We start from the raw sequence: 13,997 nt of genomic DNA, 5'->3' as shown, positions 1-13,997 counted from the left end.
CGTTCCTCGACCGCGAAGATCGGTGGAATGGACACCGCGGTCGAATTCGTCACCGACATCAACGACTGGTACTGGTACGCGGTCATCGCGCTACTCGTCGGATCCGGACTGTATTACTCGTTCCGGTCCCGGTTCATCCAACTACGACTGATTCCCGACATGCTGCGGTCCATCGTGGAGAAGGCCGAGGACCTCCCCGATGGGGAGAAAGGGATCTCGGCGTTCCGGGCATTCTCCATTTCCGCAGCGTCGCGGGTGGGAACGGGCAACATCGCGGGCGTCGCGATCGCAATCAGTATCGGCGGACCCGGCGCACTGTTCTGGATGTGGGCGATGGCGCTGATCGGTGCCTCCACAGCTTTCGTCGAGTCGACTCTCGCGCAGCTGTACAAGGTGCGCGACAAGGGTGCGTTCCGGGGCGGCCCGGCCTACTACATGCAATACGGGCTCGGTAAACGGTGGATGGGCATGATCTTCGCGGTGATCATCACGATCACGTACGGATTCGTGTTCAACGCCGTGCAGACCAATTCGATCGTCGACGCGGTGTCGAGCTCGGTGGGTGAGAAGACGACGGGTCTGCAGGTCGGTATCGGCATTGGCGTGGCGATCCTCGTCGCTCTGGTCATCTTCGGTGGGGTGCGGCGGATCTCGAGTGTGTCGCAGGTGGTGGTGCCGGTCATGGCCATCGCCTACCTGATCATCGGAATCATCGTGGTGGTCCTCAACATCGATGAGGTCCCCGGGATGTTCCGGTTGGTGTTCGAGAACGCCTTCGGCATCCGCGAGGTCGCGGGAGGCGGGTTCGGTGCCGCGTTCATGTACGGCATCCGGCGCGGCCTGTTCTCGAACGAGGCGGGTATGGGGTCGGCCCCGAACGCCGGTGCGTCCGCATCGGTGTCGCACCCGGTCAAACAGGGGCTCGTGCAGAGCCTCGGCGTCTACTTCGACACGTGGCTGGTGTGCTCGATCACCGGATTCATCATCCTGCTCTCCGATCCGGAGTTCGGTTCGGGACTCGAGGGCGCGGCGTTGACGCAGAATGCGTTGGCGTTGCAGCTCGGCGACTGGACCGTGCACTTCCTCGCGATCCTCATTTTCTTCCTCGCGTTCACCTCGGTGATCGGCAACTACTACTACAGCGAATCGAACATCGAGTTCCTCACCGGTTCACGGAAGGCCCTGCCCTATCTGCGTTCGGCCGTGGTGGTGTGCGTGTTCCTCGGCGCGATCGGCTCGGTCCCGCTCGTGTGGGCGCTCGCCGACCTCGCGATGGGCGTGATGGCGACGGTCAACCTCATCGCGCTGGTCCCGCTGTCGGGTGTCGCGTATGCGTTGTTCCACAACTACAGCGCACAACGCAAGCAGGGACGTGACCCGGTCTTCCACCGCGGCGACGTGCCGGGGCTCCGTGGGATTCAGGTGTGGGGCGACGACGACGCGCCGGTGGCGGTGGGCCGTGAAGATGCACGGTAGATTCCGGTAGCGCACGAGCGTGTCCGCTTCGGAAAGGATCTGCGATGGCCTCGGTGACCTTCGACAAGACGACGTGTCTGTTTCCCGGCTCGAGTACACCGGCGGTCGATGCACTGGATCTCGAGATCGAGGACGGCGAGTTCCTTGTCCTGGTCGGGCCCTCCGGATGCGGTAAGTCGACATCGCTCCGGATGCTCGCGGGGCTCGAACAGGTGCACAGTGGGCGCATCCTCATCGGCGACAACGATGTCACCGCGCAGGATCCGAAGGAACGCGACATCGCGATGGTGTTCCAGAACTATGCGCTGTACCCGCACATGTCGGTGGCCGAGAACATGGGATTCGCGCTCAAGCTCGCGAAGACCCCGAAATCGCAGATCCGTGAGCGGGTCACCGAGGTCGCCAAGATGCTCGATCTCGAGCAGTACCTCGACCGCAAACCGAAGGCCCTCTCCGGCGGCCAGCGGCAGCGCGTCGCCATGGGCCGTGCGATCGTGCGGGAACCGCAGGTGTTCCTCATGGACGAGCCGCTGTCCAACCTCGACGCCAAACTGCGCGTCCAGACCCGAACCCAGATCGCCCAGTTGCAGCGCAGGCTCAACACCACCACCGTCTACGTCACACACGACCAGGTGGAAGCCATGACGATGGGTGACCGTGTCGCTGTACTGGACAAGGGCATCCTCCAGCAGTGCGCGTCGCCGCGTGTGCTCTACAACCAGCCGGCAAACGTGTTCGTCGCCGGATTCATGGGCTCACCCGCAATGAATCTGTTCACCCTCCCCGTCGTCGAACGCGGAGTCATGGTGGGCGACGTCCACGTCCAGGTGCCCCGCGACATCCTCGGGCAGGTGACCGAGACGGAGGTGACGATCGGTATCCGGCCGGAACACCTCGAGATCGCCTCCGACGGGCTCCCCGTCGATGTGGACGTCCTCGAGGAACTGGGATCCGACGCATACGTGTACGGCAACGCCACGATCGGTGGGATCCGCCAGGAGATCGTGGCTCGTAGCGATTGGCGAACTCCACCGCAGAAGGGGGACCGCGTTCACCTGCGGTTCGACCCCAACCACGTGCATGTGTTCAAGACCTCGGACGGTCGTCGCATCGGCTGAATCGGTCGGTTCCGCCGCGTTCGGCCACCGGGGTCGCCGACACAGAACCGATCAAGGACGGGCGGAATGCCGACTTTTCGAGGTGGCTCGTGCCACAGTAGTGGCCGGTGCCGGTGCCTCAGGGGTCACCGGCGAGTTGTTTTTCCGATCTCACACGGGAGATGTACATGGCTTTGAACAAGAAGGCGATGCGCAGAGCCGTCATCGCCGCCTCCTCGGCGGCGCTGCTGGTTCTGACGGCGTGTGGTTCCGACGACGGTGGCAGCGACACCGGCTCATCCGACACGGGCGCTGCCGCATCCGGTGAGGGCCGCGGTCCGATCACCATCGTCGAGGGCCAGGACCCCTTGAACGCGGCGCTCGAGAACATCATCGCCGACTGGAATGCCGAGAACCCCGACGAGCAGGTCACCTTCAAGCCGCTCGCGCGCGAGGCCAACGACCAGTACGCCGATATCGCGCAGCGCATGCAGGCGCAGAGCGACGAGTACGACCTCGTCGCCGTCGACGTCACGAACACCGCCGAGTTCGCCGCCAACGGCTGGCTGCTTCCGCTCGAGGGCGACAACGCCATCGACACCGATGGGCTGCTGCCCGCAACCGTCGAATCGGGCACCTACAACGGCACGCTGTACGCGGCGCCGAAGAACACCAACGGTGCGTTCCTGTACTACCGCACCGACCTCGTCGATCAGGCACCCGCGACGTGGGACGACCTGAAGGCCGAGTGCCCGAAGGCAGAGGAAGCGGGTATCGCCTGCTACATCGGTCAGTTCAGCAACTACGAGGGTCTGACGGTCAACGTCACCGAGATCGTCAACGCCTTCGGCGGCAGCTTCGTCGCCGAGGACGGTCTCACTCCCGCGATCGACGACAAGACGGCCGAGGGCCTGCAGTTCATCGTCGACTCCTTCGAGGACGGCACCATCCCGGCAGCCGCGCAGACCTACACCGAGGGCGAGTCGCAAACCGCATTCGGCAACGGCGAGGCCATGTTCATGCGCACCTGGCCCGGCTTCTACACCGACGGTGAGCAGTCGTCGGTCGCCGGTAAGTACGGCATCGCCGTTCTCCCGGGGGTCGACGGCCCGGGTGTGTCCACCCTCGGTGGCTACAACGTCGGCATCAGCGCGTTCACGGATGCTCCGGCAACAGCCCGCGACTTCCTCGAGTTCATGCAGACCCGACAGTCGCAGGAGTACTACGCCGAGGTCGGCGGCGCACCGGTCCTCGCCGAGGTGTACGACGACCCGGAGATCCTCGAGCAGTACCCGTACTTCTCGACACTGAAGGAAGCGCTCGAGAGCGCGAAGCCGCGTCCGTCGTCGCCGTACTACTCGGCCGTGTCGAAGGCGATCTCCGACAACGCCTACGCTGCGATCCGGGGAGAGAAGCCCGTCCAGCAGGCCCTGGACGACACGCAGGCCGGCATCGAAACCGCCGGTAACTGATCCACTAGGAGCAGTAGATGGCAGAACCGCAGGTCGGAAAGCCCGCGGATCCGCCACACGACACCGCGGTCGGGACCGATGGTCCCGGCCGCGGACGTGTGGCCGGTCGGCACCGCGCGCCCGCGCCGCCGCCGATGACCGCTCCGCCGGCCAAGACCCGGCGGAAGGTGCCGGTGTGGATGTTCATCGCGCCGTCGATGATCGTCCTCGCAGTGATCATCCTGTACCCGCTCGGCAGAGCGGTCTGGATGTCGTTGCACGGCGACGCCAAGACGCTCGACCCAGAGACGGGCCGGTTCGTCACGGGCGGGTTCACGGGTATCGAGAACTACACCCGCTGGATCACCCAGACCTGCGGTACTGCCACCGGTTCGATCCCCTGCCCGCCGGGAACCCTCGGTTCCCAGTTCTGGCAGTCGATCTTCAACACCTTCTTCTTCACCGTCGTGACGGTGTCGATCGAGACGGTGATCGGTTTCGCGATGGCGCTCGTGATGGCCAAGTCGTTCCGGGGCCGCGGTCTGCTGCGTGCGTCGGTTCTGGTGCCGTGGGCCATCCCCACCGCGGTGACCGCCAAGCTGTGGTTCTTCATCTTCGCCAACGACGGCATCGCCAACAAGATGCTCGGCACCGACATCCTGTGGACCGCCGATCCTTGGCCCGCCCGCTTCGCGATCATCGTCGCCGATGTGTGGAAGACCGCGCCGTTCATGGCGTTGCTCATCCTCGCGGGCCTGCAGATGATTCCCTCGGATGTGTACGAGGCGGCGAAGGTCGACGGCGCGAATGCCTGGCAGCGCTTCACTCAGATCACGTTGCCTCTCGTCAAGCCCGCACTCATGGTGGCGATCCTGTTCCGCACGATGGATGCGCTGCGCATGTACGACCTGCCCGCCATCATGATGGGCTCCAACCCCGCGACCTCGACGATTTCCGTGCTGGTCGTCGACCAGATGCGCCAGGGCGCCAATTCGGCGTCCGCGTTGTCGACGATCACATTCCTCATCATCTTCGCGGTCGCCTTCATCCTGGTGCGGTTCCTCGGCGCCAATGCGGTCAGTACCCAGGAGAAGCAGCGTAAGGGAGACGTCGCATGACCGGCACGATCACCGCCACCGAGACGTCTGCCGACGAGAGCCCGCCGCCCGGTCCCAAACGTGCGGGCAGGTTCCGGATGGGAACCATCGGCACCTACCTCGGGGTGGCACTCATCATCGTCTGGGGGCTCGCCCCGTGCTACTGGATGATCGTCACGGCGCTGCGCGATCCATCCGAGACGTTCAGCACGAGTCTGTGGCCGACGAATCCGACCCTGCAGAACTTCGCCGATGCACTCGACCCCGACGCCAAGGTCAACTTCTCGCGCGCGCTGATGAACAGCGTCATCATCGCCGGGGCGACCACCGCGATCGCACTGCTCATCGGTGTGTTCACCGCGTACGCGCTGTCGCGTTTCGAGTTCCGGGGCAAGTATTTCGTCACCGGCATCATTCTCGGTGCCTCGATGTTCCCGGTCGTCGCTCTCGTGACCCCGCTGTTCCAGTTGTTCACCGACATCGGTTGGATCGGTAGCTACCAGGCGCTGATCATCCCGAACATCTCGTTCGTGCTGCCGCTGACCGTGTACACCCTCACCTCGTTCTTCTCCGAACTGCCGTGGGAACTCGAGGAGGCCGCGCGTATGGACGGCGCGACCCGCGGGCAGGCGTTCCGCCTGATCATGCTGCCGCTCGCGGCCCCCGCGTTGTTCACCACGGCGATCCTCGCGTTCATCGCGACGGTGAACGAGTACCTGCTCATGTCGCAGCTCTCGAGTGAACGGACAGCTCCGGTGACGGTGGCCATGGCACGGTTCACGGGCACCGACCCGTACGTGACGCCGTACGCGTCGATCATGGCGGGCGGCACCCTCGTGATGGTGCCGCTGGTCGTGATGGTGTTGATCTTCCAGCGCCGGATCATCTCGGGCCTGACGGCGGGTGGCGTGAAGTCGTGAGTCCTCGGCTCCCCCGCCGTCAGCGACTCGAGATGCTGCTCGGTGTCATCACGGTCTTCGCAGTGATGGCGGTGGTGGGGGCGGTCGCAGAAATGTTGTCGCCGGAGCCGGGTATCGTGCCGTCGCTGGTGCTGGCGGGATTCGCGCTCGCATGGTGGTTCACATACCGAGCGTGGCGTCGTACCGATTCGTCGTAGTGCTGCGCACACATTCTGCAGAGTGCTATGTACGTCACTTATGCGCGTGACTTCGTACCATGCTGTCGGCAGGATGGAAGAATCTGCCGAGTCCCATTCTGGAGAAAGTGGTACGTGTGAGTCCCCCGAAACCGTCGACGTCCAGCAGCGGACGCGCTTCCGCTGGTTCGAAGTCACGGCGGTGGCGAATAGTCCGGTATGTCGTACTCGTGGTGGTTGCGCTGCTGGTTCTCGTGCCGATCGGAGTATTCGCCGGCGCGTACGTCTCGGCAGAGGTGCCCCGTCCCTCCGACATGACGACCAACCAGATCGCCCGCATCTACGCTGCCGATGACACCACCGAGATCAGCCGAGTGGTGCCTCCGGAGGGCAATCGCGTCGAGGTCGGCATCGACGAGGTACCCGAGCACGTGCGCAACGCGGTGCTCTCGGCCGAGGACCGCGACTTCTACAGCAATCCCGGTTTCTCGATCTCCGGATTCGCTCGCGCGGCCCGCGACAATGTCCTGGGCAAGGACACCGCAGGTGGCGGCTCCACGATCACCCAGCAGTACGTCAAGAACGTGCTGGTCGGCGCCGATCGCACCCTCACGCGCAAGATGAAGGAGCTGGTCATCTCCTCGAAGATGGCCCGCGAATGGTCGAAGGACGAGATCCTCGAGGCGTACCTGAACACCATCTACTTCGGTCGCGGCGCCTACGGCATAGCCGCGGCGTCTCAGGCGTACTTCGGCAAGGCGGTCGGCGATCTGACGGTTTCCGAGGGTGCTGTCCTCGCCGGTGTCATCCAGACCCCGTCGTCGCTCGATCCCGAGTTCAATCGTCCTGCGATCGAGGCGCGCTGGAATTACGTCCTCGACGGCATGGTCGACATGGGCGTGCTCGATCCCGGCGCCCGCGCGGAAGCCGCCTTCCCGGAGACCGTGCCGTCGGATCAGCTGGCGCGAGCCAACGAGGCACCCGGCCCCGAAGGTCTGATCCGCTCCCAGGTGTTGCGTGAGCTCTCTGCAGCGGGGATCAGCGAACAGGTGCTCAACACCGAGGGCCTGCGCATCGTCACCACGATCGATCCGGTGGCCCAGCAGGCGGCAATCGATGCGGCGCGGAGCAACCTCGAGGGCGAACCCGAGGACCTGCGCACTGCCGTGGTGTCCGTCGACCCGCGCTCGGGCGCGGTGCGCGCGTACTACGGCGGCGAAGAAGGCGCAGGTTACGACTATGCACAGGCGCCGCTCCAGACCGGTTCGTCGTTCAAGGTGTTCGGTCTGATCGCGGCTCTGCGTGAGGGCATCGGCCTCGGTGCGCGCTACGACAGCACCCCGCTGACCGTCGGCAGCATCGAGATCAACAATGTCGAAGGCGAGTCGTGCGGCAAGTGCACTATCGCGGAGGCGACGAAACGATCGCTGAACACCAGCTTCTACCGGCTGATGATGTCCATGGAGAACGGTCCGCAGAAGATCGCCGACGCGGCACACGACGCCGGTATCCCGCTGGAGATCCCCGGGGTCGAGGGTACTTCGCTCACCGAGGCCAACGGCATCCCCGAAGGGGGCATCGTGCTCGGCCAATATCAGTCACGCGTGATCGACATGGCGTCGGCGTACGCCACGCTCGCGGCGTCGGGCACCTTCCATCAGCCGTATTTCGTGCAGAAGGTCACCACATCCGACGGCGAGGTGCTCCTCGACCGGCCTGCGTCCCCCGCCGAGGATCGCATCGACCCGGCCGTCGCCGACAACGTCAGCCAAGCGCTGCTGCCCGTCGCGGCGTACTCGCGTGGCCACGCGCTTGCCGGAGGGCGGCCGTCGGCTGCGAAGACCGGCACCACCCAGCTCGGTGACACAGGCATGAACAAGGACGCGTGGATGGTCGGGTACACCCCGTCGCTGTCGACCGCCGTGTGGATCGGCACCGCCGACGCAGGACCGATCACCAATCTGTGGGGTGGCTCCATCTACGGCTCCAGCCTGCCTTCCGACATCTGGAAGGACACGATGGACACCGCGCTCGCGGGCACCGATGTGGAGAGCTTCCCGTGGCCCGACCCGATCGGTGGACAGGCGGGAGTGCCCGCCGACGCGGGCATCAGCACCCCGACGACCACCGGGCGTCCGGTACCCGGGTTCGAACTCCCCGGTCTGAGCGACCTGCCGCCGATCACGATCCCGGCGCCGCCGGTCGAGATCCCTCCGGAGGTTCAGTTACCGCCGCAGATCGAGGTCTTCCCAGGCGTCACGATCCAGATCCCGGGGATGTGACGTCGCGGGCTGCGGGGTCGTCGAGAACGACGGCCCGCAGCACGGTGATGCTGTAGTCGACCACATCGTCGACCGAGGTGTCCGGGGCGGCGGTGCGGTCGACCGCAAGTGATTCGACCATCGACCACCATCCGCGCAGTCTCATGGTGGTGAGCGGATTCGGTGCTGTTCCCGTGGCGGTCAGGATTCGCCCGACCATCGTGCTCCTGACCTCGTCGTAGATCTCGCGGATTTGCGGGTCGGCGCCGAATCCGCCGTGGAAGAACGCCTGATAGTTGTCGCTGTGGCGGTCGACGAACGAGACGAATGCGTTCAGGCACGCCCGGAGCGGGTCGGGGTCGTCCGGGTCCGGTGTGGCCGCGCGCAGCATACGGCGGGACGCGGCGCCCACGACCGCCACGTAGAAGTCCTGCTTCGTGGGGAAATACCGGAAGAGCAGGCCGCGTGAGATACCGGCGATCTCGGCGACGCGGTCGATCGACAGCGCGTGGATCGGGCGGTTCGACAACTCCTGAAGGCCCACCGCGACGAGCTGGCGTCGACGCTCTTCGGGTGGCAGCCGGCGTCTGACGTCCGGGGCTTGTCGGGGAGTACTCACCCCGCTAGCCTAACTGAGCATTGCTCAATTGAGGACGGAGCCTTCATGGATTTCGGACAGTCCGCGCGGAGCCTCGACTATCGCGAGCGGCTGCGCAGCTTCATCGTCACCGAGGTCGAACCTGTCGAACGGCATCTCCGTGCCGTGCGGAGCGAGGCGCTCGCCCAGCGTCGCGAGGTCACCGGCAGCTGGTCCGTCTCGCCGGAGTTCCGAGAACTGCAGCGCAAGGCCCGTGAGGCCGGGCTGTGGAATCTCTTCCTCCCTGATCCGGACCTGGGCGCGGGCCTGTCCAATGTCGAGTACGCCCCGCTCGCCGAGGAGATGGGCCGGTCGATGTTCGCGTCGGCCGTGTTCAACTGCGATGCGCCCGACACCGGGAACATGGAGGTGCTCTACCACTACGGCAGCGCCGACCACAAGGGTCGGTGGCTGCGACCCCTGCTCGACGGTGAGATCCGGTCGGCGTTCTGCATGACCGAACCCGACGTCGCCTCGTCGGATGCCACCAACATGGCCGCGACCGCCGTCGTCGACGGCGACGAGGTGGTCTTGAACGGGCGAAAATGGTGGAGCACAGGTATCGGGCACCCCGACTGCCGGGTACTCATCTTCATGGGCCTGACCGACCCGAACGCGCACAAATACCAGCAGCATTCGATGGTCCTCGTTCCGATCGACACACCCGGGGTGACGATCGAGCGCATGCTCCCGGCGATGGGATACTTCGACGAACCCGGTGGGCACGGCGAGGTGTCGTTCACCGACGTCCGGCTGCCCCTGGATGCGGTGATCGCCGGTCCTGGCCGCGGTTTCGAGATCGCCCAGGGCCGTCTCGGCCCGGGGCGCATCCATCACTGCATGCGTCTGGTCGGGCTCGCCGAGCGCACACTCGAACTCGCGTGCCGCCGCGGGCTCGACCGGACGGCCTTCGGCAAACCGATCGTCGACCTCGGCGGCAACCGCGAACGCATCGCCGACGCCCGCATCGCCATCAACCAGCTCCGGCTGCTCGTTCTGCACGCCGCATGGCTGCTCGACACGCAGGGTCTGGCGGGTGCCCGATCCGCGGTTTCCGAGATCAAGGTCGCCGCGCCGCGGGTCGCGCAACAGATCATCGATTTCGCGATCCAGATCCACGGTGGCGCAGGGCTGTCCGACGATTTCCCGCTCGCCGGCGCCTGGACGGCAGCGCGGGCACTGCGTCTCGCGGACGGCCCCGACGAGGTGCATCTTGGCCTCGTCGCACGATTCGAACTCGGCAAATACAACTGAGATGGGGATACAGGAGTGACTGAACTTCCTGACAACGCGCGAGTGGTCCGCGACGAGGACGCGTTCGACGTCCGGTCCGTTGCGGCATGGCTCGACGAACACGCAGGCATCCCGGGAATTCCGGAGGTACGTCAATTCGCGGGTGGCGCGTCCAATCTGACCTACCTGCTGCGCTATCCGGATCGAGATCTCGTGCTGCGTCGTCCGCCCGCCGGGGCGAAGCCGTCGTCCGGACACGACATGGCGCGCGAGTACCGCATCCAATCGCTGCTCGCACCGGTCTACCCGCACGTGCCGGCCATGGTCGGTATGTGCACCGACCATAGCGTGCTCGGCAGCGACTTCTACGTCATGGAACGCGTGCCCGGCACGATCCTGCGGACCGATCCGCCGACCACCCTCGACCTGACGCCGGAACACACCCGTGCCCTGTGCCTGCGGATCGTCGACCTGCTCGTCGAACTGCACGGCGTCGACCCCCAGACCTCCGGGCTGAACGAATTCAGCCGCGGCACCGGATACGTCGCGCGACAGGTTGCGGGCTGGACCGAGCGCTACGAGAAGGTCCGGACCGACAACGTCCCTGATTTCGCGCGCGTCACCCGCTGGCTCGACGAGACACAGCCCGCCGACGTCGCGTCGACGGTCGTGCACGGAGATTTCCGGCTCGACAATGTGGTGCTCGATGCGGACGATCCGCTGCGGCCGGTCGCGGTGCTCGACTGGGAACTGGCGACGATCGGCGACCCGCTCATGGACTTGGGGTCGTCGCTCGCGTACTGGGTGCAGGCCGACGACGACCCGATGATGCTTGCCACCAAGCGGCAGCCGTCGGATCTGCCCGGCATGCTCACCCGCCGTGAGATCGTCGAGTATTACTCCGAGAAATCCGGACTGCCGGTGGACAACTGGCGATTCTACGAAGTCTTCGGCCTGTTCCGGCTCGCCGTGATCGCCCAGCAGATCTACTACCGCTACCACCACGGGCACACCACCAACCCTGCGTTCAAGGACTTCTGGGTGGTCGTCGGTTACCTCGACTCCCGGTGCAACGAACTCATCGACCAACTCGAGAAGGAGGGCCGATGAGCCGGCCACAGCGACGCAACATCCTCATCACCGGAGCAAGCTCCGGACTCGGTGCGGGAATGGCCCGCGAATTCGCCGCGCGGGGACGCAATCTCGCACTCGCCGCTCGCAGGGTGGATCGCCTCGACGCACTGCGGTCGGAACTGCTCGCCGAGCATCCGCATATCACTGTCGCGGTGCGGGCGCTGGACGTCAACCGGCACGACGACGTCTTCACCGTCTTCCGGGAGTTCGACGAGGAACTCGGCGGTCTCGACCGGGTGATCGTCAATGCAGGCCTGGGCAAAGGACAGCCGTTGGGCACGGGCTACTTCCGTGCGAACGTGCAAACTGCTCAGACCAATTTTCTCGGTGCACTCGCCCAGAGCGAGGCAGCGCTCGAGCTCATGCGCCCGCGCAATGCGGGGCACGTCGTCCTGATCTCGTCGATGAGCGCACTGCGCGGGATGCCGCGCAACATGACGACCTACGGTGCGTCGAAAGCAGCGGTCGCGGCCCTCGGGGAGGGGATGCGATCGGACCTGGCGGGCACCGGAATCGACGTCAGCACCATCTTTCCCGGCTACATCCGGTCGGAGATCAACGAGAAGGTGAAGAAGGTCCCGTTCATCGTCGACACCGAAACCGGTTGTCGTGCATTGGCTGCGGCGATCGAGAAAGAGCCGGCCAAGGCGTACGTGCCCGGATGGCCGTGGATCCCGCTCGCCTACGCAATGAAGCTGTTGCCGTTGTCGGTGGTACGGCGCATGGCATAACCGCCCCGAAATGACCGAATGTCACCTTCATACAGTTGAAGTGTACGAAGGTGACATTCGGTCATGAAGGAGGATCAGTCCTCGGCGCCGATGATGAAGGCCTCGAGCTCGGTACGAGCCTTGTCGTCGGCCATCTGGACCGGCGGGGACTTCATCAGGTAGGCGGATGCCGGGAGGATCGGGCCACCGAGACCGCGGTCCTTGGCGATCTTCGCAGCGCGGATCGCGTCGATGATGATGCCTGCGGAGTTCGGCGAGTCCCACACCTCGAGCTTGTACTCGAGGTTCAGGGGGGCGTCGCCGAAGGCGCGGCCCTCGAGGCGGACGTATGCCCACTTGCGGTCGTCGAGCCACTGAACGTAGTCGGACGGGCCGATGTGGACGTCGCGGTCGTGGACCTTGCCGGCCAGCGGGCCGTTGAGGTTCGACGTGACGGCCTGGGTCTTGGAGACCTTCTTGGATTCGAGACGCTCACGCTCGAGCATGTTCTTGAAGTCCATGTTGCCGCCGACGTTGAGCTGGTAGGTGCGGTCGAGGACGACACCGCGATCCTCGAACAGCTTCGCCATCACGCGGTGGGTGATGGTAGCGCCGACCTGCGACTTGATGTCGTCTCCGACGATCGGGACACCGGCGTCGGTGAACTTCTTGGCCCACACCGGGTCGGAGGCGATGAACACAGGCAGAGCGTTGACGAATGCCACACCGGCGTCGATGCAGCACTGGGCGTAGAACTTGTCGGCCTCGTCGGACCCGACGGGCAGGTACGACACGAGAACGTCGACCTCGGCGTCCTTGAGTGCCTGGACGACGTCGACGGGCTCGGCGTCGGACAGCTCGATTGTCTCGGCGTAGTACTTGCCGATGCCGTCGAGCGTGTGGCCGCGCTGGACGGAGATGCCCGTCGGCGGCACGTCCGTGATCTTGATGGTGTTGTTCTCGCTGGCGTTGATCGCCTCGGAGAGATCGAACCCGACCTTCTTGGCATCGACGTCGAATGCGGCGACGAACTTGACGTCGCGCACGTGATACCGACCGAACTCGACGTGCATCAGACCGGGGACGGTCATATCGGCGTCGGCGTCCTTGTAGTACTCGACGCCCTGAACCAGAGACGAGGCACAGTTCCCCACGCCCACAATGGCCACGCGCACCGAGGTGCTGTTCTCACCCATGGTCGGGTTCTCCTTCTTTTCTGCTTGCTGCTGACGACTGCTCGGCGGCGATGAGTTCGTTGAGCCAGCGGACTTCACGTTCGCTGGACTCGAGGCCGAGTTGGTGTAGCTGACGGGTGTAGCGATCCAAGGTGCCGCTCGCCCGCCCGATGGCGTCGCGGAGGCCTTCCCGGCGCTCCTCGACCTGGCGTCGCCTGCCTTCCAGAATCCGCATCCGCGCTTCCGCGGGTGTCCGGCTGAAAAAAGCGAGGTGAACGCCGAATCCGTCATCGGTGTAGTTCTGGGGACCAGTGTCGGCCACCAGTTCGGTGAACCGTTCTCGCCCTACCGGGGTCAGCTGGTAGACGCGACGAGCGCGCCGCTTCACCGGCCCGGGGACTCCGGCATCCTCCTCGGCAATGAGGCCGTCGGCCTGCATCCGCCGCAATGTCGGATACAGCGACCCGTACGAGAAGGCGCGGAAGGCGCCCAGGAGTCCGGTCAATCGCTTGCGGAGCTCGTAACCGTGCATAGGCGATTCGAGAAGCAGCCCGAGGATTGCCAGCTCTAGCAAGTGGGCCACCTCCTACGTCCGTTCGAACCTGACCGACTGATGCGATGCAAAACTAT

General features: G+C 65.1%; 13 protein-coding genes. 10 read left to right on the top strand and 3 right to left on the bottom strand.

Translation table 11 applies throughout. The features are described from left to right. Window positions 1–27 precede the first annotated feature (27 nt). The 7 genes from ACTDXD_RS10470 to ACTDXD_RS10440 all read left to right on the top strand — a co-directional run bounded on the left by ACTDXD_RS10470 (window position 28) and on the right by ACTDXD_RS10440 (window position 8,499). Window positions 28–1,476: an alanine/glycine:cation symporter family protein gene (locus ACTDXD_RS10470; protein WP_440126966.1), complete on the top strand. Its 1,449-nt coding sequence runs from the start codon at window positions 28–30 to the stop codon at window positions 1,474–1,476. 44 nt (window positions 1,477–1,520) lie between these two features. Continuing rightward, complete coding sequence (locus tag ACTDXD_RS10465; RefSeq protein ID WP_440126965.1) at window positions 1,521–2,594, top strand: ABC transporter ATP-binding protein; 1,074 nt, start codon at window positions 1,521–1,523, stop codon at window positions 2,592–2,594. A 167-nt stretch (window positions 2,595–2,761) separates the two neighbouring features. Then, window positions 2,762–4,045, top strand: a complete 1,284-nt coding sequence (locus ACTDXD_RS10460) for an extracellular solute-binding protein (protein ID WP_440126964.1) — start codon at window positions 2,762–2,764, stop codon at window positions 4,043–4,045. A 17-nt stretch (window positions 4,046–4,062) separates the two neighbouring features. Next, complete coding sequence (locus tag ACTDXD_RS10455; protein WP_440126963.1) at window positions 4,063–5,142, top strand: carbohydrate ABC transporter permease; 1,080 nt, start codon at window positions 4,063–4,065, stop codon at window positions 5,140–5,142. A gap of 77 nt (window positions 5,143–5,219) precedes the next feature. Continuing rightward, a complete protein-coding gene (locus ACTDXD_RS10450) occupies window positions 5,220–6,041 on the top strand; it encodes a carbohydrate ABC transporter permease (protein WP_330135462.1) in 822 nt (273 codons plus the stop codon). Next, the gene (locus ACTDXD_RS10445) at window positions 6,038–6,238 is read left to right on the top strand and encodes a hypothetical protein (protein WP_440126962.1); all 201 of its coding nucleotides are present in this window, start codon (window positions 6,038–6,040) and stop codon (window positions 6,236–6,238) included. Before ACTDXD_RS10450 ends, ACTDXD_RS10445 begins: the two co-directional genes overlap by 4 nt. Window positions 6,239–6,297: 59 nt before the next feature. After that, entirely contained in the window at window positions 6,298–8,499 is a 2,202-nt protein-coding gene (locus ACTDXD_RS10440) for a transglycosylase domain-containing protein (RefSeq protein ID WP_440126961.1), read from the top strand. Here the strand turns inward: ACTDXD_RS10440 and ACTDXD_RS10435 are convergent. Continuing rightward, on the bottom strand, window positions 8,474–9,097 hold the full coding sequence (locus ACTDXD_RS10435; protein WP_440126960.1) for a TetR/AcrR family transcriptional regulator: 624 nt from the start codon (window positions 9,095–9,097) through the stop codon (window positions 8,474–8,476). The genes ACTDXD_RS10440 and ACTDXD_RS10435 overlap by 26 nt on opposite strands. A 45-nt stretch (window positions 9,098–9,142) precedes the next feature. Between ACTDXD_RS10435 and ACTDXD_RS10430 the strand changes: the two genes are divergently transcribed. From ACTDXD_RS10430 to ACTDXD_RS10420, 3 genes are read left to right on the top strand one after another with little or no spacing between them, the layout of a single operon-like run. After that, window positions 9,143–10,369, top strand: coding sequence for an acyl-CoA dehydrogenase family protein (locus ACTDXD_RS10430; RefSeq protein ID WP_440126959.1), 1,227 nt, complete (start codon window positions 9,143–9,145; stop codon window positions 10,367–10,369). A gap of 15 nt (window positions 10,370–10,384) precedes the next feature. Further along, window positions 10,385–11,458 (top strand): phosphotransferase family protein, encoded by a 1,074-nt coding sequence (locus ACTDXD_RS10425; protein ID WP_440126958.1) that lies wholly within the window; start codon window positions 10,385–10,387, stop codon window positions 11,456–11,458. Further along, the gene (locus tag ACTDXD_RS10420; RefSeq protein WP_440126957.1) at window positions 11,455–12,213 is read left to right on the top strand and encodes an SDR family oxidoreductase; all 759 of its coding nucleotides are present in this window, start codon (window positions 11,455–11,457) and stop codon (window positions 12,211–12,213) included. Before ACTDXD_RS10425 ends, ACTDXD_RS10420 begins: the two co-directional genes overlap by 4 nt. Before the next feature lie 74 nt (window positions 12,214–12,287). Here ACTDXD_RS10420 and ACTDXD_RS10415 read toward each other — a convergent pair whose 3' ends face one another. Together ACTDXD_RS10415 and ACTDXD_RS10410 are read right to left on the bottom strand one after the other, a co-directional pair. After that, window positions 12,288–13,388: an inositol-3-phosphate synthase gene (locus tag ACTDXD_RS10415; RefSeq protein ID WP_440126956.1), complete on the bottom strand. Its 1,101-nt coding sequence runs from the start codon at window positions 13,386–13,388 to the stop codon at window positions 12,288–12,290. Further along, a complete protein-coding gene (locus ACTDXD_RS10410) occupies window positions 13,381–13,941 on the bottom strand; it encodes a PadR family transcriptional regulator (RefSeq protein ID WP_440127607.1) in 561 nt (186 codons plus the stop codon). Before ACTDXD_RS10410 ends, ACTDXD_RS10415 begins: the two co-directional genes overlap by 8 nt. Between the last annotated feature and the right edge of the window lie 56 nt (window positions 13,942–13,997).

Source organism: Rhodococcus sp. SJ-3, assembly GCF_051918125.1.
Taxonomy (GTDB): Bacteria; Actinomycetota; Actinomycetes; order Mycobacteriales; family Mycobacteriaceae; genus Rhodococcus.
This window is presented reverse-complemented; position numbering and strand designations above follow the sequence as displayed.

Coding starts and splice junctions, on each gene's coding strand:
- ACTDXD_RS10470 (WP_440126966.1), top strand. CDS start 28: ATGGACACCGCGGTCGAATTCGTCACCGACATCAACGACTGGTACTGG.
- ACTDXD_RS10465 (WP_440126965.1), top strand. CDS start 1,521: ATGGCCTCGGTGACCTTCGACAAGACGACGTGTCTGTTTCCCGGCTCG.
- ACTDXD_RS10460 (WP_440126964.1), top strand. CDS start 2,762: ATGGCTTTGAACAAGAAGGCGATGCGCAGAGCCGTCATCGCCGCCTCC.
- ACTDXD_RS10455 (WP_440126963.1), top strand. CDS start 4,063: ATGGCAGAACCGCAGGTCGGAAAGCCCGCGGATCCGCCACACGACACC.
- ACTDXD_RS10450 (WP_330135462.1), top strand. CDS start 5,220: ATGGGAACCATCGGCACCTACCTCGGGGTGGCACTCATCATCGTCTGG.
- ACTDXD_RS10440 (WP_440126961.1), top strand. CDS start 6,298: ATGCTGTCGGCAGGATGGAAGAATCTGCCGAGTCCCATTCTGGAGAAA.
- ACTDXD_RS10430 (WP_440126959.1), top strand. CDS start 9,143: ATGGATTTCGGACAGTCCGCGCGGAGCCTCGACTATCGCGAGCGGCTG.
- ACTDXD_RS10420 (WP_440126957.1), top strand. CDS start 11,455: ATGAGCCGGCCACAGCGACGCAACATCCTCATCACCGGAGCAAGCTCC.
- ACTDXD_RS10415 (WP_440126956.1), bottom strand. CDS start 13,388: ATGGGTGAGAACAGCACCTCGGTGCGCGTGGCCATTGTGGGCGTGGGG.